The sequence below is a fragment of the Leeuwenhoekiella sp. A2 genome (assembly GCF_047946655.1).
Taxonomy (GTDB): Bacteria; Bacteroidota; Bacteroidia; order Flavobacteriales; family Flavobacteriaceae; genus Leeuwenhoekiella.
In genome coordinates this window covers 3,854,260-3,879,771 of sequence record NZ_CP172311.1, presented here as the reverse complement: position 1 = coordinate 3,879,771, position 25,512 = coordinate 3,854,260, and the positions used below count along the sequence as shown (strand labels likewise).

The 25,512-nt window shown below is 37.3% G+C and carries 25 protein-coding genes; 12 read left to right on the top strand and 13 right to left on the bottom strand.

The genetic code is table 11. From position 1 onward, the window contains the following. Window positions 1-14: 14 nt before the first annotated feature. Genes ACH3PA_RS17095 through ACH3PA_RS17080 form a run of 4 tightly spaced genes read right to left on the bottom strand, consistent with a single transcriptional unit; the run spans window position 15 to window position 2,937 of the window. Window positions 15-746, bottom strand: a complete 732-nt coding sequence (locus ACH3PA_RS17095) for a head GIN domain-containing protein (RefSeq protein ID WP_416442290.1) — start codon at window positions 744-746, stop codon at window positions 15-17. 16 nt (window positions 747-762) lie between these two features. Next, window positions 763-1,860 carry a hypothetical protein gene (locus tag ACH3PA_RS17090; protein WP_416442289.1) on the bottom strand — a complete coding sequence of 366 codons (1,098 nt, stop codon included), beginning with the start codon at window positions 1,858-1,860 and terminating at the stop codon, window positions 763-765. Further along, complete coding sequence (locus tag ACH3PA_RS17085) at window positions 1,841-2,392, bottom strand: DUF4179 domain-containing protein (protein WP_416442288.1); 552 nt, start codon at window positions 2,390-2,392, stop codon at window positions 1,841-1,843. The genes ACH3PA_RS17090 and ACH3PA_RS17085 overlap by 20 nt, the downstream gene beginning before the upstream one ends. Further along, window positions 2,392-2,937 (bottom strand): RNA polymerase sigma factor, encoded by a 546-nt coding sequence (locus tag ACH3PA_RS17080; RefSeq protein WP_416442287.1) that lies wholly within the window; start codon window positions 2,935-2,937, stop codon window positions 2,392-2,394. Before ACH3PA_RS17080 ends, ACH3PA_RS17085 begins: the two co-directional genes overlap by 1 nt. Window positions 2,938-3,186: 249 nt before the next feature. Between ACH3PA_RS17080 and lon the strand changes: the two genes are divergently transcribed. The 4 genes from lon (at window position 3,187) to ACH3PA_RS17060 (ending at window position 8,698) form a co-directional block, all read left to right on the top strand. Further along, the gene (lon, locus tag ACH3PA_RS17075) at window positions 3,187-5,637 is read left to right on the top strand and encodes an endopeptidase La (protein ID WP_416442286.1); all 2,451 of its coding nucleotides are present in this window, start codon (window positions 3,187-3,189) and stop codon (window positions 5,635-5,637) included. A 94-nt stretch (window positions 5,638-5,731) separates the two neighbouring features. Further along, on the top strand, window positions 5,732-6,751 hold the full coding sequence (porQ, locus tag ACH3PA_RS17070) for a type IX secretion system protein PorQ (protein WP_416442285.1): 1,020 nt from the start codon (window positions 5,732-5,734) through the stop codon (window positions 6,749-6,751). Between the two features lie 41 nt (window positions 6,752-6,792). Then, entirely contained in the window at window positions 6,793-7,488 is a 696-nt protein-coding gene (gene cmk / locus ACH3PA_RS17065) for a (d)CMP kinase (RefSeq protein ID WP_416442284.1), read from the top strand. A 40-nt stretch (window positions 7,489-7,528) separates the two neighbouring features. Continuing rightward, window positions 7,529-8,698, top strand: coding sequence for an MFS transporter (locus ACH3PA_RS17060; RefSeq protein ID WP_416442283.1), 1,170 nt, complete (start codon window positions 7,529-7,531; stop codon window positions 8,696-8,698). Window positions 8,699-8,742: 44 nt separating this feature from the next. Here the strand turns inward: ACH3PA_RS17060 and ACH3PA_RS17055 are convergent, their stop codons facing one another. Then, complete coding sequence (locus ACH3PA_RS17055) at window positions 8,743-9,579, bottom strand: lysophospholipase (RefSeq protein WP_416442282.1); 837 nt, start codon at window positions 9,577-9,579, stop codon at window positions 8,743-8,745. Window positions 9,580-9,745: 166 nt separating this feature from the next. On the opposite strand from ACH3PA_RS17055, the gene rpsA reads away from it, so the two are divergent. Continuing rightward, a complete protein-coding gene (rpsA, locus tag ACH3PA_RS17050; protein WP_416442281.1) occupies window positions 9,746-11,611 on the top strand; it encodes a 30S ribosomal protein S1 in 1,866 nt (621 codons plus the stop codon). Window positions 11,612-11,732: 121 nt separating this feature from the next. After that, window positions 11,733-12,911, top strand: coding sequence for a GlmU family protein (locus ACH3PA_RS17045; RefSeq protein WP_416442280.1), 1,179 nt, complete (start codon window positions 11,733-11,735; stop codon window positions 12,909-12,911). Window positions 12,912-12,927: 16 nt separating this feature from the next. On the opposite strand, the gene ACH3PA_RS17040 is transcribed toward ACH3PA_RS17045, so the two are convergent. The 3 genes from ACH3PA_RS17040 to ACH3PA_RS17030 all read right to left on the bottom strand — a co-directional run bounded on the left by ACH3PA_RS17040 (window position 12,928) and on the right by ACH3PA_RS17030 (window position 15,207). Then, window positions 12,928-13,194 carry a hypothetical protein gene (locus ACH3PA_RS17040; RefSeq protein WP_416442279.1) on the bottom strand — a complete coding sequence of 89 codons (267 nt, stop codon included), beginning with the start codon at window positions 13,192-13,194 and terminating at the stop codon, window positions 12,928-12,930. A 99-nt stretch (window positions 13,195-13,293) separates the two neighbouring features. Then, complete coding sequence (locus tag ACH3PA_RS17035) at window positions 13,294-14,934, bottom strand: ABC transporter substrate-binding protein (RefSeq protein ID WP_416442278.1); 1,641 nt, start codon at window positions 14,932-14,934, stop codon at window positions 13,294-13,296. A gap of 75 nt (window positions 14,935-15,009) precedes the next feature. Further along, complete coding sequence (locus ACH3PA_RS17030) at window positions 15,010-15,207, bottom strand: four helix bundle protein (RefSeq protein ID WP_416446716.1); 198 nt, start codon at window positions 15,205-15,207, stop codon at window positions 15,010-15,012. A gap of 243 nt (window positions 15,208-15,450) precedes the next feature. Here ACH3PA_RS17030 and mtaB point away from each other — a divergent pair, with 243 nt between their 5' ends. Beyond that, window positions 15,451-16,794 carry a tRNA (N(6)-L-threonylcarbamoyladenosine(37)-C(2))-methylthiotransferase MtaB gene (gene mtaB / locus ACH3PA_RS17025; protein ID WP_416442277.1) on the top strand — a complete coding sequence of 448 codons (1,344 nt, stop codon included), beginning with the start codon at window positions 15,451-15,453 and terminating at the stop codon, window positions 16,792-16,794. Window positions 16,795-16,847: 53 nt separating this feature from the next. On the opposite strand, the gene ACH3PA_RS17020 is transcribed toward mtaB, so the two are convergent. Continuing rightward, a complete protein-coding gene (locus ACH3PA_RS17020) occupies window positions 16,848-17,147 on the bottom strand; it encodes a GNAT family N-acetyltransferase (protein ID WP_416442276.1) in 300 nt (99 codons plus the stop codon). Between the two features lie 153 nt (window positions 17,148-17,300). Here ACH3PA_RS17020 and ACH3PA_RS17015 point away from each other — a divergent pair, with 153 nt between their 5' ends. Together ACH3PA_RS17015 and ACH3PA_RS17010 are read left to right on the top strand one after the other, a co-directional pair. Beyond that, window positions 17,301-17,954, top strand: coding sequence for an alpha/beta fold hydrolase (locus ACH3PA_RS17015; protein WP_416442275.1), 654 nt, complete (start codon window positions 17,301-17,303; stop codon window positions 17,952-17,954). Between the two features lie 32 nt (window positions 17,955-17,986). Next, complete coding sequence (locus tag ACH3PA_RS17010) at window positions 17,987-18,922, top strand: lytic transglycosylase domain-containing protein (RefSeq protein ID WP_416442274.1); 936 nt, start codon at window positions 17,987-17,989, stop codon at window positions 18,920-18,922. A 39-nt stretch (window positions 18,923-18,961) separates the two neighbouring features. On the opposite strand, the gene ACH3PA_RS17005 is transcribed toward ACH3PA_RS17010, so the two are convergent. After that, entirely contained in the window at window positions 18,962-19,672 is a 711-nt protein-coding gene (locus ACH3PA_RS17005) for a TlpA family protein disulfide reductase (protein ID WP_416442273.1), read from the bottom strand. Window positions 19,673-19,906: 234 nt separating this feature from the next. After that, window positions 19,907-20,464 (bottom strand): DUF2892 domain-containing protein, encoded by a 558-nt coding sequence (locus ACH3PA_RS17000; protein WP_416442272.1) that lies wholly within the window; start codon window positions 20,462-20,464, stop codon window positions 19,907-19,909. Between the two features lie 238 nt (window positions 20,465-20,702). Here ACH3PA_RS17000 and rpmH point away from each other — a divergent pair, with 238 nt between their 5' ends. The 3 genes from rpmH (at window position 20,703) to ACH3PA_RS16985 (ending at window position 24,539) form a co-directional block, all read left to right on the top strand. Continuing rightward, on the top strand, window positions 20,703-20,861 hold the full coding sequence (gene rpmH / locus ACH3PA_RS16995) for a 50S ribosomal protein L34 (RefSeq protein ID WP_009779854.1): 159 nt from the start codon (window positions 20,703-20,705) through the stop codon (window positions 20,859-20,861). Between the two features lie 106 nt (window positions 20,862-20,967). Beyond that, the gene (gene carB, locus ACH3PA_RS16990) at window positions 20,968-23,820 is read left to right on the top strand and encodes a carbamoyl-phosphate synthase large subunit (RefSeq protein ID WP_416442271.1); all 2,853 of its coding nucleotides are present in this window, start codon (window positions 20,968-20,970) and stop codon (window positions 23,818-23,820) included. Between the two features lie 125 nt (window positions 23,821-23,945). Beyond that, window positions 23,946-24,539: a T9SS type A sorting domain-containing protein gene (locus ACH3PA_RS16985; RefSeq protein ID WP_416442270.1), complete on the top strand. Its 594-nt coding sequence runs from the start codon at window positions 23,946-23,948 to the stop codon at window positions 24,537-24,539. 49 nt (window positions 24,540-24,588) lie between these two features. On the opposite strand, the gene ACH3PA_RS16980 is transcribed toward ACH3PA_RS16985, so the two are convergent. Both ACH3PA_RS16980 and ACH3PA_RS16975 read right to left on the bottom strand, forming a co-directional pair. Next, a complete protein-coding gene (locus ACH3PA_RS16980) occupies window positions 24,589-25,143 on the bottom strand; it encodes an acyl-CoA thioesterase (protein WP_416442269.1) in 555 nt (184 codons plus the stop codon). Beyond that, a complete protein-coding gene (locus tag ACH3PA_RS16975) occupies window positions 25,144-25,512 on the bottom strand; it encodes a 6-phosphogluconate dehydrogenase (RefSeq protein WP_416442268.1) in 369 nt (122 codons plus the stop codon).

Genomic DNA, 25,512 nt, shown 5'->3' with positions numbered 1-25,512 from the left:
TTGTTTCCCGCAAATTAATGGTTAGAAATACTTCCCGAGCCTGAAACTTTAAAGTCTTCTTTAGAAGCTTTCCCTGAATATTGAATGTCACCAGAACCGCTTACTCTTGCGGTTAAAGTACCACCGTCACAACGCAGATCCATATCACCAGAACCAGCAACACTTGCATCAATATTTTTAGCTTTCATACCTTCCCCGTGAATATCTCCGCTTCCTGCTATTCTGGCTTCCAGCTTATCTGCTTTTCCGCGAAGGGTGAGATCTCCTGATCCTGCCACACTGGCCTCAATCTTGTCTGCCTCAACCTCAAGTAATAGATCACCGCTGCCGGCAAGAGCACATTCAAAAGATTTAGCAGTAATAAGATCTTTATTAGATACGTCCCCAGAACCTGCTAAGCTAACCTCACTAATATCTTCAAAAGGAACAGTGATCACAATATCCATTCTTCTGCTGGGTTCAAGATTATATCCTTTCTCGATCTTAATTTTAAGCGCATTGCCTTCAGTTTCTGTAATAATGTATTCCATAAGATTTTCTTCCGCCTGAATCGTTATTTCGCCTTCATCACCTGCAATAAGAAATACATCAAAAGAGCCGGCAACATTCACTTTATCATAACTGCCTACAGAGCGTGTTATGGTTTGTTCATTACCATTTCCTTTTATTTTTTTAGAGCCCCACCACTGTGCATTAGCAGAGGCAGTAAGGGTAAGTATCGCGATAAGTGTAAATAGTTTTTTCATTGTATAGTTAGTTAAGTTAATCTACTTTATTAAAATTGACGCCCCCATATTCTGAGTTGATGTTGATATTATTTTTAGAAGAAGCATCACCATAAAAACCTTCATAATATTTATCTGAAGATTCTATTCGCTTTTTTGTGATCTCAAAATCATCTTCACCGCCCAGACCTGCGTACTCCAGCTCTATAGTAAATGTGAAATGATAATTGCTGCTGTAGCCCACTTTTATGCCTGCATAATCTGTTTGTATAACAACATCACCTGCCTGAGAGGTAAGATTATCTATTTTAATAGAACCGTAATCTGCATTGAGATTTATATCACCGCTTACGGTACCCAGGCGCAGACTTAAATAGTCGCCTCTACCCACTACTTTAGAGGTGTTATCTACTGTGAGATTACCATAATCACAAACGTAATTAATGCTTTTTACGTTGTTGATGGTAGATTTTGTATAATCGGCATTTAACTCAACATAATCGGCTTTTTCAAGGGTAAAACCGGAATAATCTGCGTTTATCTTTCCGCTTTTCATATAACCAATTGTAGAATTGTTTGTATAATCAAAGCTTAGATAGTTATTGTCTGCGAGGAGTTCACCAAGTTCTAACTTCCCATAATCACAAGAGATCTTTGCCTGACCTTCTATTCTATTAAGAAATATGGCGCCATAGTCGTTATTAAGGTCTATACGGTTTGTGGCAGGAACTTTAATAAGGTAATTTATCTCCATGTTTACATTATTATTGTTGTTCCAGCTATTCCACCACGAGCGGTTTTCTTTATCTATTTTAGTAGTAGCCGATACAAGCCCGGAACTTGCGTCAAAAACAACATCAATGTCGTCAAGTTTTTCTGCGACTTTCTCCTCATTATTTCCATTTGTACGTACAGTTACCTCTATTACAACCCGGTTCTCTCCCCATGAGGTAACATCAACATTGCCATAACTGTTGTTGATCTTAAGCATGGCATCTGCGTTAACAGTGTATTCTTTTTTTATCTTTTTCTCTTTTGTATATCTGCCTTTAAGATCGCCAGGGTCATTACTGGCAAAAACGAAAGCAGTGGTTGCAATAAAGAGGAAAAAAGAACTAAAGTAATTGATTCTCATAATTGGTTTTATTAAGTTTTTTAATTGATTCTATCTCTTCCATAACGTGGTTGAGTAAATCTATTCTTGTTTGAAAATTGGTAATCATGGCATGAATAACGCGTTTATCCTCGCCGCTTTTTGCTAAATCTTTTGTAAGCTGTTCATAATCTTTCTCTAGTGTATTAATTTGTTCTAGAGCATCTTCTATCAATTTTTGAGTTTCAGGAGTACGTTGCTCTTCCATCTCAAATAATTCTTTTTCTATCGCAAGTGTGAAAAAATCCTGAGTCTGCTGCATCTCTGTAGAAACACCGGCTAGCTCAAGTTTGCGCGGTGCATTATTTCGCTCTAGCGAAATGAAAATTATCAAGGCAACTGTCGCTGCAACAAGTAGGGGTTTCCACCACTCTGAAGCTGTGAATCCCTTTTTCTCAGGTTTATCTTCACTAAGCTTCTGCAAGAACCGCTGTCTGTGACCATTTTCTGGTTCTGCGAGATCCCAGCAATTTTTTTGGTCTTCAAACCATTTATCTAAATTCTCATTTTTCATCACATTAATTTTTTTCTTAAACTTTCCTTGGCTCTTGATACCGTAGTTCTGCAGTTAGCATAACTAATATTAAGTATCTGGCTCATCTCTTCATAATCATAACCTTCTATCAAGTGAAGCGTAAGCGAGATGCGATAGTTTTCTTTTAATTCATTCATTTTTTTTAGAACCTGTTCTACTTTTAGATCGCTTGCATCACATTCACTCAATCCATCTTCACCGTTTTCTATTTTATAAAGTTTCGTCTCGAGCGGTACTTCTTCATACCTGCTCTTTTTCTGGTAACTATTTATGCTGTTGTTTACCACAATGCGTTTTAACCAGCTGCCAAAAGTTGCGTCACCTTTATAATCATCAAGCTTTGTAAAAGCACTTAAGAAAGAATCCTGCATAATATCTTCTGCCTCTGCTGTATCTTTAACTATACGCAAAGCGGTATTATACATCGCTTTATAATAGCGATTGTATACTTCTAGTTGTGCTCTTTGCTTGCCTTCTTTACAATGCAGCAAAAGCTCGTCAATATGATCGTGGGTTAGTGTCAATTATTATAAAGCTTCATTATAAAGATAGGGTTGTATCTGTTTTGTTACAGTTTGAAACAATTTTTTTTAGGGAAGTTCATTTTTATTATCCAATACACGTCTAAAGGTGGCATAGGAATTGAATTAATGTAGTGCGAAAACGGCCGCTTAACACTGAAAGTTAACTTTTTAAGCGGTTTTATATATAAATAAAAAAAAGCACATGTTCCATTACCTATAGTGATGGTGACATAGTGACCTAAAAATAATATGGCTAGAGCAAAATTTACAGATATTGACAGTTTGTCATTGCAGGACTTTGATGGAGATGCAGAGCTTATACCTTTAATGACTCCTGAAGATGAAGATGAAATAAACAAAGAAGAATTGCCAGAGACCTTACCTATATTACCTCTAAGAAATACTGTTCTCTTTCCGGGTGTTGTTATACCTATAACGGCGGGGAGAGATATGTCTATTGAGTTGATCAACCAGGCAAATAAAGGGAGCAAAATAATAGGTGTCGTTTCTCAGAAGGATGAGAATGTAGAAGATCCCGGTGCCGAAGATATTAACAACATTGGCGTGGTAGCTCGTATTCTACGTGTTCTTAGAATGCCTGATGGTAATGTGACGGTGATTATTCAGGGTAAGAAACGTTTCTCTGTTGCAGAGGTGATAACAGATAAGCCTTTTCTGGTAGCAACAGTGCGTGAGGTACCAGAAGCCAGACCAGCAAGTGATAGCGAAGAATTTAAGGCTATTATAGAATCTATTAAGGAGCAAGCTTTAAAGATCATAAAGGAGTCTCCTAACATCCCAAGTGAGGCTGGCTTTGCCATCAAAAATATTGAGAGCAATTCTTTTCTTATCAACTTTGTAAGTTCTAATATGAACCTAAGTGTTGAGGAAAAGCAAAAGCTTCTTGAGATCAACGATTTACAAGAAAGAGCTTTGCAGACACTGCGTCACATGAATACTGAGATGCAGAAACTTGAGCTTAAGAATGATATACAAACACGTGTGCATAACGACATGAGTCAACAGCAGCGTGAGTATTTTCTGCATCAGCAAATGAAAACCATTCAGGAAGAATTGGGTGGAGTTTCACAAGAAGATGAGATTGATGAGATGCGCGAAAAGGCGAAATCTAAAAAATGGAGCACAACTGTAGAAAAGCACTTTAAAAAAGAGCTTGCAAAAATGCAGCGCATGAATCCGCAGGTTGCAGAATACAGTATTCAGCGTAATTATCTTGATCTGTTTCTTGATCTGCCATGGAGCGAATTCAGTAAAGATAAGTTTGACTTAAAACGTGCTAAACGTATTTTAGACAGAGATCATTATGGTCTTGATGATGTAAAAAAACGAATCATAGAATATCTCGCAGTTCTTAAATTGCGTAATGATATGAAATCACCTATTCTTTGCCTATATGGACCTCCTGGTGTAGGTAAAACCTCATTAGGAAAGTCTATCGCTGAAGCTTTAGGAAGAGAATATGTGCGCATGAGTCTAGGTGGTTTGCGAGATGAAGCAGAAATTCGTGGACATAGAAAAACCTACATTGGTGCTATGCCGGGACGTATCATTCAAAATCTTAAAAAAGCGGGTACCAGTAATCCGGTATTTGTACTTGATGAGATCGATAAACTAAGCAACAGCAATCAGGGAGATCCTTCTTCAGCTTTGCTAGAAGTTTTAGATCCTGAACAGAACAGTGAGTTTCATGATAATTTCTTAGAGATGGGCTTCGACCTTTCTAAGGTTATGTTTATTGCCACTGCAAATAATTTAAACAGCATTCAGCCGGCATTACGTGACCGTATGGAAGTGATAAATGTATCTGGCTACACTATTGAAGAAAAGGTTGAAATAGCTAAACGTCACTTATTGCCTAAACAATTAGAAGAACACGGTGTAAAAGCTGATCAGCTTAAAATTGGTAAACCGCAACTGGAGAAAATAGTTGAAGGTTATACGCGTGAATCAGGAGTGCGTGGTCTTGAAAAGCAAATAGCAAAAATGGTGCGTTACGCAGCTAAAAATATTGCTATGGAAGAAGAATATGCAGTTAAAGTAGGTAATGAAGAGGTTAAAGAAGTACTGGGTTCACCTAAATTAGAACGTAATAAGTACGAAAATAACGAAGTTGCAGGTGTTGTTACGGGCTTGGCATGGACGCAGGTAGGCGGCGATATTCTATTTATAGAATCTATTTTATCTAAAGGAAAAGGTAATCTCTCGATCACCGGTAACCTGGGTAAAGTGATGAAAGAAAGCGCAACTATCGCAATGGAATATATAAAAGCCAATGCAGAACAGTTGGGTCTCGATCCTACCATATTTGATAAGTACAATGTTCATATTCACGTTCCTGAAGGTGCTACACCTAAAGATGGGCCAAGTGCCGGTATAACTATGTTAACCTCGCTTGTTAGTCTGTTTACGCAGCGCAAGGTTAAGAAGAACATAGCGATGACGGGTGAGATCACACTTCGTGGTAAGGTTCTCCCTGTAGGCGGAATCAAAGAAAAGATTCTTGCTGCAAAACGAGCGCAGATAAAAGAGATTTTAATGTGCAAAGAGAATGAGCGAGATATTAAAGAGATAAAAGAAGATTATCTCAAAGGGCTCACCTTTCATTATGTAAATGATATGAGTGAAGTTCTAGAGCTGGCGCTTACTAAACAGAAGGTGAAGAACGCAAAAGAGCTTTAAAATAAAGCCCTGATTAACTTCGGGGTTTTTTTATGCCTAAAAAATAAATTATACTTGTAATCGTTTTTCTAAAGTCCCAAGTCTCTTAAAATCTATGAACAAAGCGGTTGTGATCGTACTTGCTATTTTTTGCACAACCGTGGCGAGAGCCCAATTAGGTGGTCGTGGTACCTATCAATTCTTAAACCTTGTTTCTTCACCTAAGCAAGCTGCACTGGGAGGTAAAGTAGTTACAGATTATAGTTATGATCCTACTTCTGCGCTTTTTAATCCCGCAACTATAAATGCCGAAATGGATAATCAGCTTTCGCTGAACTATGTAAATTATCTTGCAGATGTTAATTATGGTACAGCGAGTTATGCCTATTTGTGGGACCGGCATACGCAGGTAATTCATGCTGGAGTAACTTATGTGAATTATGGAAGCTTTACCGGTTATGACGAAAAAGGCAATGAAACAGGCGATTTTAGTGGGGGAGAGGTGGCTTTTTCTGTGGGTTATGCAATGAATATTCCGTACACAGATATTTATGTAGGGGCAAATGTAAAATTGATTTCGTCAAAACTTGAAGAATATAGCTCTCTGGGCGCAGCAGCAGATCTGGGGGTTATATATGTGAATGAAGATCTTGATCTCAACGTAGCTGCGGTAATACGTAATGTGGGTACTCAATTTACTAAATATGATGACGTTTATGAAAAGCTTCCGCTTGAGATAGATGCAGGGATCTCTCAACTTGTTCCGCATGTTCCGGTAAGATGGCATCTTACTTTTGAAAATCTCCAGTTATGGAATATAGCTTTTCAGAATTCAGCTCGCAACAATACAGATCTTGATGGCAATTCTACTCCAGAGAAGATCAATTTTATAGACAACACATTTAGACATCTAATAATTGGTGCAGAATTATTTCCAGAGAGTGGTTTCAATTTACGTGTGGGATATAACTTTCGCAGAGGCGAAGAATTACGCATAGTAGACCAGCGCAGTTTTGCTGGTTTAAGTGCAGGATTTTCTGTCAAGTTTAATAAATTGCGCCTTAGTTACAGCTATGCGCGTTATAACAGCGCTGCAAGCTCCGGATTTTTTGGCCTAAACATCGATTTACGATAGAAAATACCCGATTTTTTTATTTCATTTTAAATTAATTTTCATTGAAAAAAATTACAATTGCTATAGACGGTTACTCGTCAACAGGTAAAAGTACGGTTGCAAAAATGCTCGCTAAAGAGCTGCAGTACGTTTACGTAGACACAGGAGCAATGTATCGCGCTGTGACGCTTTATGCTATGCGCAAAGTATTTATTTCGGCTGGTTTTTTTGATGAAGAAGCTCTTGTGCGTAATCTCTTTATGGTAAATATTCATTTTGAATATAACAGCGCTACCGGGCAGGCAGATGTTTATCTTAATAATGAGAATGTAGAAAATGAAATACGCACACTCGAGGTTTCTCAATTTGTGAGCCAGATAGCGACGGTTTCTGTAGTAAGAGAAATGCTAGTGGCGCAGCAGCAGGAAATGGGTCGTGGTAAAGGTGTTGTTATGGACGGGCGTGATATAGGTACTGTTGTTTTTCCCGATGCCGAACTTAAAATTTTTATGACCGCTACTGCAGAAGAGCGTGCAGAACGCAGATTTAATGAACTTAAAGAGCGCGGGGAAGATGTTTCATATGAAGCGGTGTTAGATAATGTTAAGCAGCGAGATGAAATAGATACAACTCGCGAAGATTCACCTTTAGTACAGGCAAAAGACGCCATTCTTATGGATAATACACATATAAATGCGCACGACATTTTTCATACAATACTTCAACTAGCAAAAGATCGCATTTATAGAAGAATCTAGTAAGGTCTTTTATTTATCACGACAGTTATTGTAAAATTCTATGCCAGATAAAAAACTCTCTAATTCGCTGCTGTATCTCATGGCAACGGCGGCCGGTCTTGTGGTGGCCAATAATTATTATAATCAGCCGCTATTAAACCTAATCGCAAAAACTTTTGAAGTATCAGAGTCTGAGGTGAGCAACATCCCGTTGTTTAGTCAGTTAGGTTTTGCATTTGGGTTGCTGTTTATTATTCCCCTGGGCGATATGTTTCCACGTAAAAAGATCATTTTAATAGATATTGTGGCCGTAACCGTTGCTTTACTGGCAACAGCTATAGCGCCCTCTCTTTTCTTAATGACTGTTTCTAGTTTTCTGGTAGGTTTTGCTTCTGTGGTGCCACAACTATTTGTACCCATGGCAGCGCAAATGGCAAGTGATGAACGACGCGGCAGAGCAATTGGTATTGTAACTAGTGGTTTGCTAATAGGCATTTTGGGCAGCAGATTTATAAGTGGTTTTGTGGGTGAATATTTTGGCTGGAGATTTATGTATTACCTCGCTGCAGGATTTATGGTAATACTTGGTGTTTTGCTTAAAGCGAAATTACCCGAACTCTATCCGGATTTTGAAGGTTCTTATGCTAAATTAATGAAGTCAATTGGTTTTTATTTTAGGACCGAAAGTTCAGTAAGGCTGGCAGCTTTACGCGGCGGACTGGCATTTGCTGGTTTTAGCGGTTTCTGGACCACTTTAGTATTCCTTATGGAAGATTCTTTTCATTACGGTAGCGGTGTAACCGGTATGTTTGGTTTGCTGGGTATTGCAGGAGCTTCCGCGGCAGCGTTAATGGGTAAACTGAGTGACAGAATAAACAAGAACAATTTGATCACAATATGCGGACTTATAATGATAACTGCATGGACGATTTTTGAGTTTTCATCTGCTTCCCTCTTCGGAATAATTATAGGTGTTCTTCTTGTAGATATGGGTGTGCAATCGCTGCACATTGTAAATCAAAATATTATTTTCTCTCGCAATCCCGAAGCTCGTAACCGTGTAAATACCATTTATATGGTAGGTTATTTTATAGGCGGCGCTCTGGGAACAACTTCTGGAGCTTACGCCTGGGAATTATATAAATGGCCTGGTGTTGCAACTATGGGTTTAATTTATAGCATTCTTATTCTGGTCGTTCATTTTATATTTAAGAAACCAGACGATAATTAAAATCGCCCAAAAAGCATTCAAAATCGGCAGTTTTATGCCAATTTTCAGCTGATTTCTAAAATCCAGTTTATATAAAATTGTGTGACTTCATTTTTATTGATCTCATTATGCGTCTCATGACGTAGATCCTGCCAGATCTTTAAAGTTATATTTTCAGGATGTTGCTTTGCGAGTTTTTGTGAAGCGGTCACTTTTGTAATATTATCAGCGGTGCCGTGCGCTAAAAGAATAGGGCAGGGAAAACTATATTCAGTATTCAATAGAAAGTTAGCATTATCCTGCAAAGCAAAAAAAGTACGTGGCGTTATGCTATCATGTACTAAAGGGTCTGCAAGATAGGCTTTGCCTACGCTTAGGTCTCGTGAAAGATCTTCAGGGTTAAGTTTGCTTTTTTGCGTGCCGTTATATCCTATTACTAAAGACATTCTGCCTAAAATCACCTGTAGCGCTCCGGGATTATGTACAAGTTCTAACCATGGCGATGTTATAATAGCCGCTTTAGGAGCAACTTTTGTTACTAACAAATAACGAGCTACTATTGCACCTCCCATGCTGTGACCATACAGAAAGACCGGTAATTGCGCATTTTCTTCTATGGCAAAACCATAAATGCTGTCAACAGCCAGTAAATAATCATTAAGCGATCGCAAGTCGCCTCGTTTACCTTCAGATTTGCCGTGACCGGGAAGATCGATCCCGTAGCATGAAATATTGTTTTCTAAAAATCGGTCTGCAACGTATGAAAATCGGTCAAAATGCTCCCCAAATCCATGAATTATACACACAACCGCTTTCGCATTAGCGGCAATATATTTAGCAGCATGTAATTTATGTCTGCTTGTTTCTAGTTGAAATACTTCACCTTGTGCGCTTTGGATCATATTTTGCTATAAATAAATTGATTATTGAAAAAGAATATGTAATTTTGCACTCCTTTTAACAACGGTAGGAAGCCGAAAGGAATTGAAAATCAAATTTTTAAACCGCTTTTACGGTTCTGGTTGTAATGCTTCCGCAGAAACGTAAAATACAAACTTTTAATCAGCAATGGCTGAAGAAACTAAAAATACCGAAGTTCAGGAAACTGAAAATCCTGAAGTTCAAGAAACTGCAACAGAAACTACAGCTGCAGAAAAAAGAGCTGAGCAGAACCCTGCACAAGCTAACCCTGAGAAATTTCTTAAAGAATTTAACTGGCACAATTACGAGGAAGGTATTGACCCTATCGATGATGATAAGCTTGATGAATTTGAGAAACTTGTTGCCGAAAATTTCGTAGATACTCTTGATGATGAAGTAGTAGAAGGAACTGTTATTAATATTACAGATCGTGATGCTATTATAGATATCAATGCAAAGTCTGAAGGTGTTATATCACTTAACGAATTTCGTTACAATCCTGATCTAAAAGAAGGTGATAAGGTAGAAGTACTTATTGATGTGCGTGAAGACGCAACTGGTCAATTAGTTCTTTCTCACCGTAAGGCTCGTGTGATCAAGGCTTGGGATCGTGTAAATAAAGCTCATGAAGATGGTAGCATCGTTACTGGTTTTGTAAAAGCACGTACTAAAGGTGGTATGATCGTAGATGTATTTGGTATAGAAGCTTTCTTACCAGGTTCTCAGATCGATGTTAAGCCTATTCGTGATTACGATGCTTATGTAAACAAAACAATGGAATTTAAAGTTGTGAAAATCAACCAGGAATTCAAAAACGTTGTTGTGTCTCACAAAGCGCTTATCGAAGCAGATATCGAAGAGCAGAAAAAAGAAATCATTGGGCAGCTTGAAAAAGGTCAGGTACTTGAAGGTACCGTTAAAAACATCACTTCTTACGGAGTATTTGTTGACCTTGGTGGCGTAGATGGTCTTGTTCACATTACAGATCTTTCTTGGTCTCGTATTAACCATCCTAATGAGATCGTTGATCTTGATCAAAAACTTAACGTTGTTATCCTTGACTTTGATGAGGATAAAACACGTATTCAACTTGGTCTTAAACAACTTAAGAAGCACCCATGGGAAGCTCTTAATGAAGAACTTAAGATAGGTGATAAAGTTAAAGGTAAAGTTGTTGTAATCGCAGATTACGGTGCTTTTGTAGAAGTAGAAGAAGGTGTTGAAGGTCTTATTCACGTAAGCGAAATGTCTTGGTCTACTCACTTACGTAGCGCTCAGGACTTTGTAAATGTAGGAGATGAAGTAGAAGCTGTAATCCTTACATTAGATCGTGAAGATCGTAAAATGTCTCTAGGTATTAAGCAATTAACTCCAGACCCCTGGACAGATATTACTTCTAAATACCCAGTAGGTTCTCGTCACACAGGTATCGTGCGTAACTTTACAAACTTTGGTGTATTCGTAGAACTAGAAGAAGGTATTGATGGTCTTATCTATATCTCAGATCTTTCTTGGACTAAGAAAATCAAACACCCAAGTGAATTCACTAACATAGGTGATAAACTTGAGGTAGTTGTTCTTGAACTAGATGTTGAAGGTCGTAAACTTAGTTTAGGTCACAAACAAATAGAAGAGAACCCTTGGGATAAATACGAAGATGAATTTGCAGTAGGTACTACACATACAGCAACTATTTCTGATATCGTAGATAAAGGTGCAACTATAGATTTTAACGAAGATATCGTAGCATTTGTTCCTAACCGTCACCTTGAGAAAGAAGATGGTAAGAACTTAACTAAAGGTGAAGAAGCAGAATTCCAAATCATTGAGTTCAATAAGGACTTTAAGAGAGTGGTAGCTTCTCATACTGCAGTACACAAAGAAGAGGAAGCTCAAATAGTTAAGCAAGCTGCTAAAAAAGCTGCTGCTTCTGCTGCAGAGAGCAAACCAACTCTAGGTGATGCTAATGATGCTCTTGCAGCATTGAAAAAGAAAATGGAAGGTAATAACTAATCCTGATTCTTTTTAATCTGAATAGATTAAAGCCCTTTGATTTTTTTCAAAGGGCTTTTTTTTACGCTTATTCCAGCCGATCAATTTACTTACCTTTGCAGCCTTAATTAGGCAAAACATCATGAATTATATACTTTTTGACGGTCCGTCACGCAATCATTTACTTCCTTTTACGTTCACCCGGCCTGTAGCAGATATACGTATTGGGATTTTAACCATACGTGAGAAATGGGAGCAGCGCTTGGGTATCACTACTTCTACGTTAACTGAAGAATATCTCTCTCAAAAATACCCAATGGTAGAACTTGAGGAGAATATTATGATAAATGCTGCCTTTGTGCCTACAGATAATCTGCAGGAAATGGTTGAAAATCTCTCTGCAAACCAGGCGATTTTTTTAGGCGAAGATGTTATTGCATTTTATACACAGGAAAATCAGGAAGAAGTAGATTTTGAGAAGTATGAAATCATAGAGTATGATTTTGATGATTTAATTTTCATAGAACATACCTGGGATATTTTTTCTAAAAATGCCAAAGCATTAGAAGATGATTTTGATCTGCTAACTGCAGGCAGAACATCTCAGCCTATTCCAGAAACTGTTCATTGTATAAATAGAGATCGTATTTTTCTGGAAGAAGGTGCAAAAATTGAGATTGCCATTCTTAATGCTACAAACGGCCCTATTTATCTGGGTAGAAATACTGAGGTTATGGAGGGTTGTGCTATTCGCGGCGGTTTTGCTTTATGTGAAGGAGCGGTTGTAAAAATGGGAGCTAAAATTTATGGTCCCACAACCATTGGCCCTAATTCTAAAGTAGGAGGAGAGATCAATAATGCGGTATTATTCGCTAATTCTAATAAGGGTCATGAAGGGTTTTTAGGAAATTCTGTATTGGGCGAATGGTGTAATTTAGGTGCAGATACTAATAATTCTAACCTGAAGAACAATTATGCCGAAGTTAGACTTTGGGATTATGAGACTGAAGGATTTGCCAGAACCGGCCTGCAGTTTTGTGGTTTAATGATGGGAGATCACAGTAAATGCGGCATCAATACAATGTTTAACACGGGCACAGTTGTAGGTGTAAGTGCAAATATATTTGGTAGCGGTTTCCCGCGAAATTTCATACCATCTTTTAGCTGGGGCGGTAGCGCTGGCTTCACAACCTATAATACAAACAAAGCTTTTGAAACAGCATCTTTAGTTATGCAACGCAGAGGTTTAGAATTTGACGAGCAGGAAGCCGCTATTTTACAGCATGTATTTGAAGAAACAAAAAAGTTTAGAAAGGGATAAGCAGCTGGTATTTATTTTAGAACAGCAGAAAAAATAGGAGGATAAGTATTAGAATTATTGCTGAACCAAACCAAATTGCAATTTTTTTATTCTTAGCTTTTTGTTCAGCCAGTAGTTTTAGCCTAATAGCTTTCAATCCTTCCGGAGTTGATTTTTTATGATCTACAAAAGGTTTGAAATTTTTCCCTGAATTATTTGTTGAGATGTCAAAGCGTGTTTTTCGCTCTCGCTTATTATTTTTAAGCGTGGTAAGCATTGCTGAAACTGCTCCTCCAAATCCCATAAGATTGTTATTCTACTTTTACTATAAGTAAGAATTTACAAGTAAACGTTACAATTTTAAGGTAGAAAGTAAGTAGAGAGCTAAAGCTCGATAAGTTTATTAATCGGTTTTCTTTACCCTTTTTAAGACTAAAAAATCCTGAGGATTAGGGCTTAAGCCTTTTACATCTTTGTGTACAAATTTAACCACCTGATCATAATAAAGCGGCACGACGGGAGCTTCGGCTATAATTATAGAATCCATTTTGTGGTAGAGTTCTTTTCGCTCTGCGATATCAGTTATTTCAAAACTGGCTTCATAAAGTTGGTCAAATAAGGTATTTTTAAAATGCGTATAATTAGGCCCGCTTGGCGTAAAATTCTTACTGTAATATAAAGACAAGTAATTCTCTGCATCGGGATAATCTGCAATCCAGCTTGCGCGAAAAGCATCCAGTTTACCTGTTGATTTGAGCTGTCGCAGGGTAGAAGGAGGCATAACATCAATTTCTACCATAAGTCCTAATTTTCCCAATTCCCGCTGAATATATTCGCAGATATCAAGATACTGGCTGTTTGTGCCAATGATGATAACCGGCTCACTATTGCCGCTTTCTTTTTTGTATTGGTTAATTAAGTCAAGTGCTTTTTGTGAATTATATTCATAACCATTTTGATCGCCAAAGCCCGGTAAACCTTCGGGAATAAAACCTTCATTAGCAGGAGTTCCTATCCCATTACGCAAGTAAGTGATCATCTTCTGGCGATCAAACCCGTAATTCACTGCTTTTCTAATTAAAGGCGAGCGCACTTCATTAGAGGGACTTTCTAAAAAGAATCCCAAATATTCTGTATTGAGAAAAGGGCCTGTAATAACATTTACGCGATCTTTATATTTCTCCTTTAGCTTTCCTGTAGAGGTTAATAATTCATCTTTGTAAGAAGGGTCAAGACTATTTAAAAGGTCAAGATTGCCTTGAGCAAACTGTAAAAACTCACTTTGTTTGTCTGGCAAAAAAGTTATTGCTACCGCTTCAAGATAAGGCAGCGAATTCCCTTCTTTGTCTTTTTCAAAATATAATTCGTTTTTCCGTAAAACTAATTTCACCCCTTCTTCCCAACGCTTAAATTTAAAAGGTCCCGTGCCAATAGGATGCGATCTAAATTCATTACCATAAAACTCTACGATCTCTTTAGGCACCACAGAGCAGTAGCGCATACTTAAAAGCCCTATAAAGGCAGGAAATGACTGTTTGAGATCAATAACAAAAGTACTGTCGTTTTCGGCGTGATAATCTGCTACATTGCTTAAAACCCAGCTCCCGGGCGAAGCGACTTTTGGGTCTTTTAAGCGATTAAAACTATACACAAAGTCCTGCGCCGTTACTGTACGTGTACTGTCTTTGCCAAATTGAGCGTGTTTATGGAAATAAACATCATCTCGCAGGTTAAAAGTGTATTTTCTGGAAGAATCACTAATTGCCCAATTTTTAGCGATATCAGGTATTATATTTAAACTGTCATCTTGCTGTACAAGACCATTAAAAATCTGGTTTGTAGGCCAAATAATCGGTGGATTTCTGGCAAAAGCCGGGTCTAAAGTTGCAATATTATATTGCTCATTGTAACGGAAAACCTGCTTTTCCAGATCTTTATTTTTCTCCTGAGAACAGGATATAGTTAATAGTGTGAAAGCTAATGTCAGTACAGCATTGACGGAAGAAAGAAGGAAGAAAGAAGTGAATTTTAGGGTCTTATTCATTTATTTAATATTCTTTTTAAATGCTACCATCATATTTATTGAATTAAAAGAATCGTTATATAGAGATCTAAATTTTTATTCAGAAATATAATTTCTGCCTTTTGCTTTATGCAGACATGTAACTAATTCAGCCAATGATCGAATTGCATAACCCATAAATTTCCTGAATTCTGGATTTGATTGTCCAATACAACCTTCAGCTATATTCAGGGCTATTGAGTCTGCAACCCTACACATTTGTATAGATAGATTAAATTTTTCTTTTCCGGAAATTTACCTGCGATCGTATATATATCCTCACTCAGAAGCATGGCCCTTCTCCAGATTAAAAGATTCAAATTTAAAATTCATACATTTTAACTTCCCTCTGCTATCTTCTGGCTTCTTTCGAAAGTTTCCTTGTTCAGATATTTGTGACTACCTTTGCAACCTTAAATTTTTAGGGCTGCATTTAATAATTTTTGTCTGATAAATGACGGATGATGACAAATGTAACTAAAAGATAACAAGGAAACCATGGTCGCACAACGCAAAAAAGTAGCATTTTACACGCTGGGTTGTAAGCTCAATTTTTCTGAAACTTCTACAATTGCCAGAAGTTTTGAGAATGAGGGCTTTGATCGTGTTGACTTTTCTGAAAATGCAGACATCTATGTTATAAACACATGTAGTGTTACAGAGAATGCAGACAAGCGTTTTAAAAGCATAGTAAAGCAGGCGCAAAAAGTAAACGCAGATGCTTTTGTAGCAGCCGTAGGTTGTTATGCACAGCTAAAGCCTGAAGAACTTGTAGATGTTGATGGTGTAGATCTTGTTTTAGGCGCCACAGAAAAATTTAAAATAACAGATTACATTAACGACCTTTCTAAAAATGATTTTGGTGAGGTGCATAGTTGTGAGATAGAAGAGGCTAATTTCTACGTAGGTTCTTATTCTATAGGCGATCGTACAAGAGCTTTCTTAAAAGTGCAGGATGGTTGCGATTATAAATGTACCTATTGCACAATACCTCTGGCACGTGGCATATCACGTAGCGATACCTTAGAAAATGTAATTAAAAATGCAGCTGAAATTGCTGCGCAGAATATAAAGGAAATCGTATTGACCGGTGTTAATATTGGTGATTACGGCAAAGGTGAATTTGGTAATAAAAAACACGATCATACTTTTCTTGATCTGGTAAAAGCGTTAGATCAGGTTAATGGCATTGAGCGATTAAGAATATCGAGTATAGAGCCTAATTTGCTAAAAAATGAAACCATACAATTGGTTTCAGAATCACGTGCATTTGTTCCTCATTTTCATATACCACTGCAAAGCGGAAATGACGAAATTCTGGGCAAAATGCGCAGACGATACAGAACAGATCTTTACATAGACAGGGTAGCAAAAATAAAAGAGACTATGCCCCATGCTTGTATTGGCGTTGATGTGATTGTAGGATTTCCCGGTGAAACAGATGAACATTTTCTTGAAACTTATCGTTTTTTAAGTGAACTCGATATTTCATATTTACATGTTTTTACATATTCTGAACGAGATAACACACTTGCGGCAGGAATGGAAGGTGTTGTTCCTCAAAATGTGAGAAAGAAACGTAGTAAGATGCTTCGTGGACTTTCGGTTAAGAAGCGTCGTGCATTTTATGAAAGCCAGCTGGGAAGTGTACGCACTGTTTTATTTGAAAGCGAGAATAAAGAAGGCTATATAAATGGTTTTACAGAGAATTATGTAAAAGTAAAAACTCCGTGGAATCCAGAGCTTGTAAACACGTTGCACGCAATAAAACTCACAGAAATTGATAGCGATGGGCTGGTACGGTTTGAATTTGTCAATGAGACCAGCGCGATTTTAGCATAAAAAAACCGGATAAATACATTATTTATCCGGTTTTTTTGTTTGAAACAGTATTGTTAGATATTGATACCTACGGGAAGCAATTTCTTATACTTCCTTCTGTTAGACCTCATGAACTTTGCAATTTCCGGGCTTGTTGGGACAAGGCTTATATTCCTGTCCTCCACTTCGTTAAATACCGTAATGATAAAATCATTCATATGCTCCTCAGTACCTTCTGGCATGGCAATTTTAGTAAGAAAGATCTTTCTATCCTGAAGAGAATATTCAATTTTTGCAAGTTTACCGTCAAAAGTAGCTTCAAATTGCCTTAGAAACTCATTGTCGGTTAATTCAATCTCTGTCATTACATCCATATATATTTGATTTTAAGAAACTCGTTTCGACTCTTAAGAAGTTTTTTGGTGGTAGTAGTGTTTAACCTATTGTTAACACAAGAATTACTACAAATTTACAAAATTTTAACGGTAATTCAAGCCTCAACTATGTTAAACCATTAATTTTGAAGCATGACGACGCCAGTTTATATGATGCCCGGGATGGCTGCAAATCCCTCAATTTTTGAATATATCAAGCTGCCCGCAGATAAATATTCTGTTCACTGGCTGAGCTGGAAAATACCCGAGCCTCAGGAATCTCTTTCTGCCTATGCCGGGCGCATGATAAACGAGATTACATATGAAAATCCTATATTAATAGGCGTAAGCTTTGGCGGTGTGCTGGTTCAGGAAATGGCAAAACAGATCACTTGCAGAAAGGTGATTATTATTAGTAGTGTCAAGACCAAATACGAATTACCTCGACGTATGAAATTTTCGCGTAAGCTGGGTTTGTATCGAGTTGCTCCTGTGGGCATTTTTACAGATATGCGTAAAGTGGCTAAATTTGCTATGGGCGAAAAAATAAAAAAGAGGATGGAACTGTATCAAAAGTATCTTTCAGTTAGTGATCCCGTTTATTTAAAATGGGCGTTAGAGCAAATGATCTGTTGGGACCAGACGGAAGCTGCTGATGATTTAATTCACATTCATGGCACTGCAGATCCTGTTTTTCCTTATAAATACATCAATAAAAGTATTGCCGTAAAAGGGGGAACCCACATAATGATCATCACAAAATGTAAGTGGTTTAACAAAAACCTGCCTAAAATATTAGAAAATTAATCTGTAATTTGCAGAAAACAAGAGATTGATATATGATGAATGTTAAAAATATTCTAGCTGCAATAGGTTTAATAGGTGTTACTGCGGTTTCTGTACAAGCGGTACAGGATGCACCTACAAATGAGAATCTTGAGCAAAAGCTTGTAAACGATTATAATGTTTATGCATTGCCGTTGCCTGAGAATTTAAATTTTGCAGGAGAGCCGGTTCCGGTTGATAATCCTGATATTGTTGAGAGAATGGATCGAGAACTGTTAGTGAATACCTACTGGCAATCTAATGGTTTATTACTTATAAAACGTGCTCATAAATATTTCCCTATCATAGAGCCTATATTAAAAGAGGAGGGTATACCAGACGATTTTAAGTATCTGGCTGTAATAGAAAGTGGACTTACACAAGCTGTTTCTCCTGCTCGTGCCACAGGTTTCTGGCAGATACTGAGTTCTACAGGACGGGATTTTGGTCTTGAGGTGAATGATAATGTAGATGAACGTTACAATATTGAAATGGCAACTAAAGCTGCCTGTGACTATTTAAAGAAATCTAAAGAAAGCCTGGGTAGCTGGACGCTGGCTGCCGCGGCTTACAACGCGGGTAATGCGGGAATATCGAGACGTCTTGACGATCAGGATGTGTCAGATTATTATGATCTATTGCTAGGTGAAGAAACCGGTCGCTATGTATTTAGAATTTTAGCTTTAAAAGAAATTCTTTCAGATCCCGTAAAATTTGGTTTTAATTATAGACAGCAGGATTTATATACTGAGGTGCCAACTTACGAAGTGCGGGTTGATACCGCAGTAACAGATTTCGTCAAATTTGCGCAGGGATTTGGGATTAATTACAAACTTCTAAAGTTGCATAATCCCTGGTTACGTGAGGATCATTTAAACAATAGCTCGCGTAAAGAATACTTTATTAAAATTCCTAAAAAAGGTTATTACAATTATAGCGTAGGGCAGTAAAACTTGTTTTTTAATTTTGCCTTCAGCGAAAAGGAAAAATTAAAATGTAACTAAAGATTCTGGCAGGTCGTTGATGTTGATATTGAGATCAAGATAAACAGCAGCGACTTGTTCTGATATAAAAGATACGTTGCGCGCTAAAGAATCTTCTTCTGAATCGTTAAGATAATTAGGAGGTCTTCTGTTAATATCCAGAATTTCGCCACTAGCAGAGAGAACAAAGCAGAGTTGCAATCCTAATGCATTCTTTAAAAGATTTATAGTTTGCATGTGTTTATTCTGTCTCTCATCTACGTAAACAATGTCTATACACTGGTCAAATTGTTTTGCCATTGCTTTTACAACTTCCTTCTTATCCCAATATAAAACCACGAAATTCATGAGGTCGCTGTATTTATTAGCAAGTGCATTTAAAGCGGGAATTTCCCCTTTACTTGGGATGCACCATGATGTGTAAGTAAGAATTATTGTAGGCTTATCAAAATCATCTGTTGAGCTTAAAAAATTTTTATAACCTTCAAAATTAAGTTTGTCGAGATACGTATTCTCAAGATGATTGCTTACTAATGTGTCAAAAAGATTTTTAGCGTATTCCAGATTTCCATTTTGAAGAGCAATGTCTGCCTGTTGATTATAATCATCAAGATAAAGTTCAAGCGCTTCTGAAAAGAGCATAGAATCTTCTTCTATTTCCTGAGAGCTAGAGATTGCAATTGTAAAGAGAAAGGAGAGAAGTAAAAATTTCTGCATACACGCATCTTATAATACAAGATTACGGATATGATAAAAGGAACGAAAATGTTTTCGCTAACAGCCTTAAAAAATCGTTAAAATGCCTGAAAGCGCCTAATAATAGCCGCTCATAACTATTTGTGAGATGTCAATAATTGATGCCTAAAAATATAAAGCGACATATTTTATTTCGATTTTGGGCACAAAAAACCCGATTTTTTAATATAAAAATCGGGTTTTAAGAAAGGTTTTTTAGCGACGACCGCCTCGCCCGTATTGTTGTCTGGGTGCACCAGCAGCTTTTTTCATTTGCTGCTTCATCATCTTAATTTGATCGTCTAGCATATTATGCTTGTCTAGTTTTTTAGCTTCGGCGAGAAGTAATTCTGCTTCGCGTTTTCTGTTTTTGGTCATAGCGATACCAGCAAGATTCATTTTCGCCATAGCGAGATCTGTATCCATACTTAAACCCAGGTTTACAGCTTTCTTAAAATATTTTTCTGCCTGAGAGATATTTGTTTGAGAAACCATAAGTCCTTGCAGGTAGTTATAGTAGCCTTGCTGCTTGCGCACAAGTGCGGTTTCAGGATTCTTTATTTTTGCCAGCCACTTTTGAGCACCGGGAAAATCCTGCTTTCTCAATCTCAGGAAAGCGAGAATGATAATTTCGTTTTTAAAATAAAGCAACACAAATATAGCTGAAAGCAGAACCAGCATAATTCCGTTACCTATTTCTCGTTCTATAAATTGCCAGATCGCAAGGCCTAAAACGATTACAAAGAGTACAATCTTGATATTTTTATTAAACATTCTTTGGGTTTAAATAATTGATTTAATATAATAAGGAGGGCTTATCTTTAAACGATTTTATACAGCTTCTCACTTAGATTAGTTTAGCGGCTGGCAAAGGTACTAAAAAGTATCAAAAATATTTTAAACTTTCCGTTTGGGTAAGTAAAAACTCTTTGTATATTTGCGCCCAGCTTTTGGGAGGGTAGCTCCTAAAATAAATGATAAGAAAGTTTAGGAAGATAAAAGAAGATACAAAATGAAAAGAACGTTTCAACCTTCAAAAAGAAAAAGAAGAAATAAGCACGGTTTTCGCGAGCGTATGGCGTCTGCTAACGGCCGTAAAGTATTAGCCCGCCGAAGAGCCAAAGGTAGAAAGAGAATATCTGTATCTTCTGAGCTAAGACATAAAAAATAATGGTTTTTTTACCGTTTGAAATAAAGGTGTTACTATTATTAGTAACACCTTTTTTTATAACCTTTCCACACGTATTTTTGACCAAACCCGTTAATCTAAGCTTATAATGCCTAAAAATCACAACCTAAAATCTGTTTTGATTATTGGTTCTGGACCTATAGTAATTGGCCAGGCCTGCGAATTTGACTACGCCGGATCTCAATCTTTACGTTCTTTGCGTGAAGATGGTATTGAGACCATTTTGATCAATTCTAATCCGGCAACTATAATGACAGATCCTGCGATGGCAGATCATGTATATCTATTGCCTCTTACTACAAAATCTATTGTAAAAATACTAAAAGAGCACCCCCAGATTGATGCTGTATTGCCTACTATGGGAGGGCAAACTGCTTTGAATCTTTGTATAGAAGCAGATGAAAAAGGTATTTGGGCAGATTTTGATGTAAAACTTATAGGTGTTGATATTGACGCTATAAATATTACTGAAGATCGCGATAAGTTTAAAACTTTAATGGCAGAAATAGGTGTGCCTGTCGCGCCTGCTAGAATTGCTGGTAGTTATCTTGACGGTAAAGAAATCGCACAGGAATTTGGTTTTCCGCTTGTAATACGACCTTCTTTTACTCTGGGAGGTTCTGGGGCTTCTTTTGTACATACTGCAGATCAATTTGATGAGCTGCTTACAAGAGGTCTCGAGGCATCGCCTATACACCAGGTACTTATAGATAAGGCGCTGTTAGGCTGGAAGGAATATGAACTTGAACTCCTACGTGACAAAAATGATAATGTTGTTATCATTTGTACCATTGAGAATATGGACCCTATGGGGATTCATACCGGTGATTCTATAACAGTAGCACCTGCCATGACGCTTAGTGATACGACGTATCAAAAAATGCGCGATCTGGCTATTCATATGATGCGCAGCATTGGTGATTTTGCCGGCGGTTGTAACGTGCAGTTTGCGGTGAGCCCAGACTCAAATGAAGATATAATTGCGATAGAGATCAATCCACGAGTTTCAAGATCTTCCGCTTTAGCTTCTAAAGCTACAGGATATCCTATTGCAAAAATTGCTACAAAACTGGCTATAGGTTATAACCTTGACGAACTAGATAATCAAATTACAAAATCTACTTCTGCTCTTTTTGAGCCAACATTAGACTATGTTATCGTTAAAATTCCACGGTGGAATTTTGACAAATTTGAAGGTAGCGAGCGTACGCTAGGACTGCAGATGAAATCTGTAGGAGAAGTAATGGGTATAGGTCGTTCTTTTCAGGAAGCGCTTCATAAAGCCACGCAGTCTTTAGAAATTAAGCGCAACGGTTTAGGAGCAGACGGTAAAGGTGAAACCAATTATGATGTCATTATAGATAAATTGACATACCCGTCATGGGATCGTGTTTTTGTAATCTATGATGCGATACAAATAGGAATTCCCCTGAGTCGCATTCATGAGATCACAAAAATAGATATGTGGTTTCTTAAACAATATGAAGAGCTTAATGTACTGGAGAAAGAAATTTCTAATTACGAGATAGACACTCTGCCGCGAGATCTTCTTCTTGAAGCAAAGCAGAAAGGTTTTGCAGACAGACAGATAGCTCATATGCTAGATTGTCTTGAAAGCGATGTTTATAATAAGCGTGATGAACTAAAAGTTAATCGTGTTTATAAACTGGTAGATACCTGTGCAGCAGAATTTGTAGCACAAACGCCTTATTTCTATTCTACTTTTGAGAGCGACATGCAACTTGCCTCAGGTGAGCGCTTCTCAGATAATGAAAGCAAGGTTTCTGATAAAAAGAAGATTGTTGTACTTGGCTCAGGGCCTAATAGAATAGGGCAGGGCATCGAGTTTGATTACTGTTGTGTGCATGGAGTTTTGGCTGCAGCCGAATGTGGTTATGAGACGATCATGATCAATTGTAATCCTGAAACGGTTTCAACAGATTTTGATATTGCCGATAAATTATACTTTGAACCCGTTTTTTGGGAACATATCTACGATATTATCCGTCACGAAAATCCGGAAGGTGTAATTGTTCAATTAGGTGGACAAACAGCTTTAAAACTAGCCGAAAAGCTTGATCGTTACGGAATCAAAATAATCGGAACGAGCTTTAAAGCACTAGATCTTGCAGAAGACAGAGGAAGCTTTTCTCGTTTATTAAAAGAAAATAATATTCCTTACCCTGAATTTGATGTAGCAGAAACGGCAGAAGAAGCCCTTGCTGTGGCAGATAAACTTGATTTCCCAATATTAGTACGACCTTCTTATGTATTAGGCGGTCAGGGAATGAAGATTGTTATCAATAAAGACGAACTTGAAGAAACTGTAGTAGATCTACTGCGCAAGATACCTAACAATAAATTGCTATTAGACCATTATCTCGATGGTGCAATAGAAGCTGAAGCTGATGCGATATGTGATGGTGAGAACGTTTACATAATAGGCATCATGGAGCACATAGAGCCCTGTGGAATACATTCTGGCGACTCTAATGCGCTTTTACCTCCTTTTAATTTAGGCGACCTTGTCTTGCAACAAATTAAAGATCACACGCATAAAATAGCTTTGGCACTTAATACCGTTGGTCTTATCAACATTCAGTTTGCCATTAAAGACGATACAGTTTATATTATTGAGGCTAACCCAAGAGCATCGCGTACAGTACCATTTATTGCAAAAGCATATGGCGAACCGTATGTAAATTATGCTACTAAAATAATGTTAGGAGAAAAGAAAGTGACAGATTTTAATTTTCAGCCTAAATTAGAAGGTTATGCCATCAAGCAACCCGTTTTTTCATTCAATAAGTTCCCTAATGTAAATAAGAAGCTGGGACCTGAAATGAAAAGTACAGGTGAAAGCATTTTATTCATAGACAGTTTGAAGGATGATGCATTTTATGATCTGTATTCAAGAAGAAAAATGTATTTAAATCGATAATTTTTGCAACATTAGTAGACAAAAGCAGTCTTTTAACTATAATTAACTCATTTTGTAGTTCTTATTTTAGACTTAAAAGTTTAAATTCATGTAATTTTGTTACAAATTAAACACGTTTATATGGCATGAAATTTACTTTACTAGCTTTTGTTTATTTTGCATTTGCATCTATTTGGGCGCAAACAACGTATACCATAGATTGGAAAGATCCAACTGTTGGTGCTGCTGCTGATATAGAAATTCAGGTTGGCGACACTGTTAAGTGGGTTTGGGGCGACTCTATGACGCATGATGTGGCAAGTGATGATTCTGATGCTCCCAGCGATTTTCAGTCGTCTGTTTCCTCATCAAAGGGTTTTGTATATGAATATACTTTTACAGAAGTAGCAGAAATAGATTACTACTGCACTTTTCATATCGATTCTATGGAGGGAACGATATCTGTAGTAGAGAATTTAGGCACTTCTTCTCAAAAAGAACCTTCATTTAAGGTATATCCTAATCCTGTAAAAGATCGTATCTATTTTCAGAATAGATCCAATACAAGTCGTATTGATGTTACTTTTTATGACATTTTAGGTAAGGTTGTTAAACGAGAAGCTTTGGGAGCAAATAGTATTAGAAACGGGATGGATGTAAGCAATCTTAAACGTGGTGTTTACCTTGTGCAGATTGACAATGGTTCAAATTCTTTTACTCAGAAATTAATAAAAAACTAATTCTTTAATTAGAAAATAAATACTAAAAGCCGATCAATTGATCGGCTTTTTATTTTGGTACATATTCCAGAATTATATTGTGTTTTTTAACCTCATCAAGGTTCTCGATTGACACAAAATCTGTACTCTTAAATTCAATTTTCCTATTAACTTTCATTTCCTGACGCTTCATGCTTTTTACAAAACGCCGTACTTCAGTTTTAGATTTCAAGGTAAGACCGGGTACTGCTACACTTTTGCCTTCCTTGTCTTTAGCAACCATAGTAAAATAGGAAGAATTGCAGTGTTTCTTCGTTCCGTTATGAATATTTTCAGCCTCTACACGTATGCCAATCACCATTGAGGTGCGTCCCACATAATTTACAGAAGCTTTCATAATAACAAGTTCGCCTACTTCTATTGGGCTTAAGAAATCAACTGTATCAACAGAGGCGGTGACACAGTAATTACCAGAATGTTTAGAAGCACATGCAAAGGCGATTTGATCCATCAAAGATAATATGTACCCTCCGTGAATCTTTCCGCTAAAATTTGTGTATGAGGGAAGCATTAACTGCGAAATAGTTACCTGCGATTCTTCAATATTTTTATAATCAACGGCCATTTAATTTCTGTTGAAATGAGGTGAATTTTCCTGTTCTACATCGGTCACAAAGTATTTTGTATCGCCCCAAAAGAAAAAAGTTGTGTAGCGCTCTACATAGGTAAGCTTCACATAACTCCCTTGATAATCCTTAAGTTTCTGAATCACATCGTCGTTTTTATCAAGCACCGAAAAATCAAAGATCTGTGCCCCGCTAATACCCTGACTTATTTGCCCTTCCCAGGTTTTAACCATGACTCCTTTATGACTAAATTTGATCAGTTCTCCAGCTCGAGTACCTTCGCTGTAGGTGACAAAATATACAAAAGCATAAAAAGCCAGGGCTAGTATAACAATGCTTCCAATAATAATTCCTAATACTTTTTTCAT

Coding starts and splice junctions, on each gene's coding strand:
- ACH3PA_RS17045 (WP_416442280.1), top strand. CDS start 11,733: ATGAATTATATACTTTTTGACGGTCCGTCACGCAATCATTTACTTCCT.
- ACH3PA_RS17035 (WP_416442278.1), bottom strand. CDS start 14,934: ATGAATAAGACCCTAAAATTCACTTCTTTCTTCCTTCTTTCTTCCGTC.
- ACH3PA_RS17000 (WP_416442272.1), bottom strand. CDS start 20,464: ATGTTTAATAAAAATATCAAGATTGTACTCTTTGTAATCGTTTTAGGC.
- rpmH (WP_009779854.1), top strand. CDS start 20,703: ATGAAAAGAACGTTTCAACCTTCAAAAAGAAAAAGAAGAAATAAGCAC.
- ACH3PA_RS16980 (WP_416442269.1), bottom strand. CDS start 25,143: ATGGCCGTTGATTATAAAAATATTGAAGAATCGCAGGTAACTATTTCG.
- ACH3PA_RS17085 (WP_416442288.1), bottom strand. CDS start 2,392: ATGAAAAATGAGAATTTAGATAAATGGTTTGAAGACCAAAAAAATTGC.
- ACH3PA_RS17090 (WP_416442289.1), bottom strand. CDS start 1,860: ATGAGAATCAATTACTTTAGTTCTTTTTTCCTCTTTATTGCAACCACT.
- ACH3PA_RS16985 (WP_416442270.1), top strand. CDS start 23,946: ATGAAATTTACTTTACTAGCTTTTGTTTATTTTGCATTTGCATCTATT.
- porQ (WP_416442285.1), top strand. CDS start 5,732: ATGAACAAAGCGGTTGTGATCGTACTTGCTATTTTTTGCACAACCGTG.
- carB (WP_416442271.1), top strand. CDS start 20,968: ATGCCTAAAAATCACAACCTAAAATCTGTTTTGATTATTGGTTCTGGA.
- lon (WP_416442286.1), top strand. CDS start 3,187: ATGGCTAGAGCAAAATTTACAGATATTGACAGTTTGTCATTGCAGGAC.
- ACH3PA_RS17020 (WP_416442276.1), bottom strand. CDS start 17,147: ATGGATGTAATGACAGAGATTGAATTAACCGACAATGAGTTTCTAAGG.
- ACH3PA_RS17040 (WP_416442279.1), bottom strand. CDS start 13,194: ATGGGATTTGGAGGAGCAGTTTCAGCAATGCTTACCACGCTTAAAAAT.
- ACH3PA_RS17055 (WP_416442282.1), bottom strand. CDS start 9,579: ATGATCCAAAGCGCACAAGGTGAAGTATTTCAACTAGAAACAAGCAGA.
- ACH3PA_RS17095 (WP_416442290.1), bottom strand. CDS start 746: ATGAAAAAACTATTTACACTTATCGCGATACTTACCCTTACTGCCTCT.
- ACH3PA_RS17005 (WP_416442273.1), bottom strand. CDS start 19,672: ATGCAGAAATTTTTACTTCTCTCCTTTCTCTTTACAATTGCAATCTCT.
- rpsA (WP_416442281.1), top strand. CDS start 9,746: ATGGCTGAAGAAACTAAAAATACCGAAGTTCAGGAAACTGAAAATCCT.
- ACH3PA_RS17010 (WP_416442274.1), top strand. CDS start 17,987: ATGATGAATGTTAAAAATATTCTAGCTGCAATAGGTTTAATAGGTGTT.
- ACH3PA_RS16975 (WP_416442268.1), bottom strand. CDS start 25,512: ATGAAAAAAGTATTAGGAATTATTATTGGAAGCATTGTTATACTAGCC.
- ACH3PA_RS17060 (WP_416442283.1), top strand. CDS start 7,529: ATGCCAGATAAAAAACTCTCTAATTCGCTGCTGTATCTCATGGCAACG.
- ACH3PA_RS17015 (WP_416442275.1), top strand. CDS start 17,301: ATGACGACGCCAGTTTATATGATGCCCGGGATGGCTGCAAATCCCTCA.
- mtaB (WP_416442277.1), top strand. CDS start 15,451: ATGGTCGCACAACGCAAAAAAGTAGCATTTTACACGCTGGGTTGTAAG.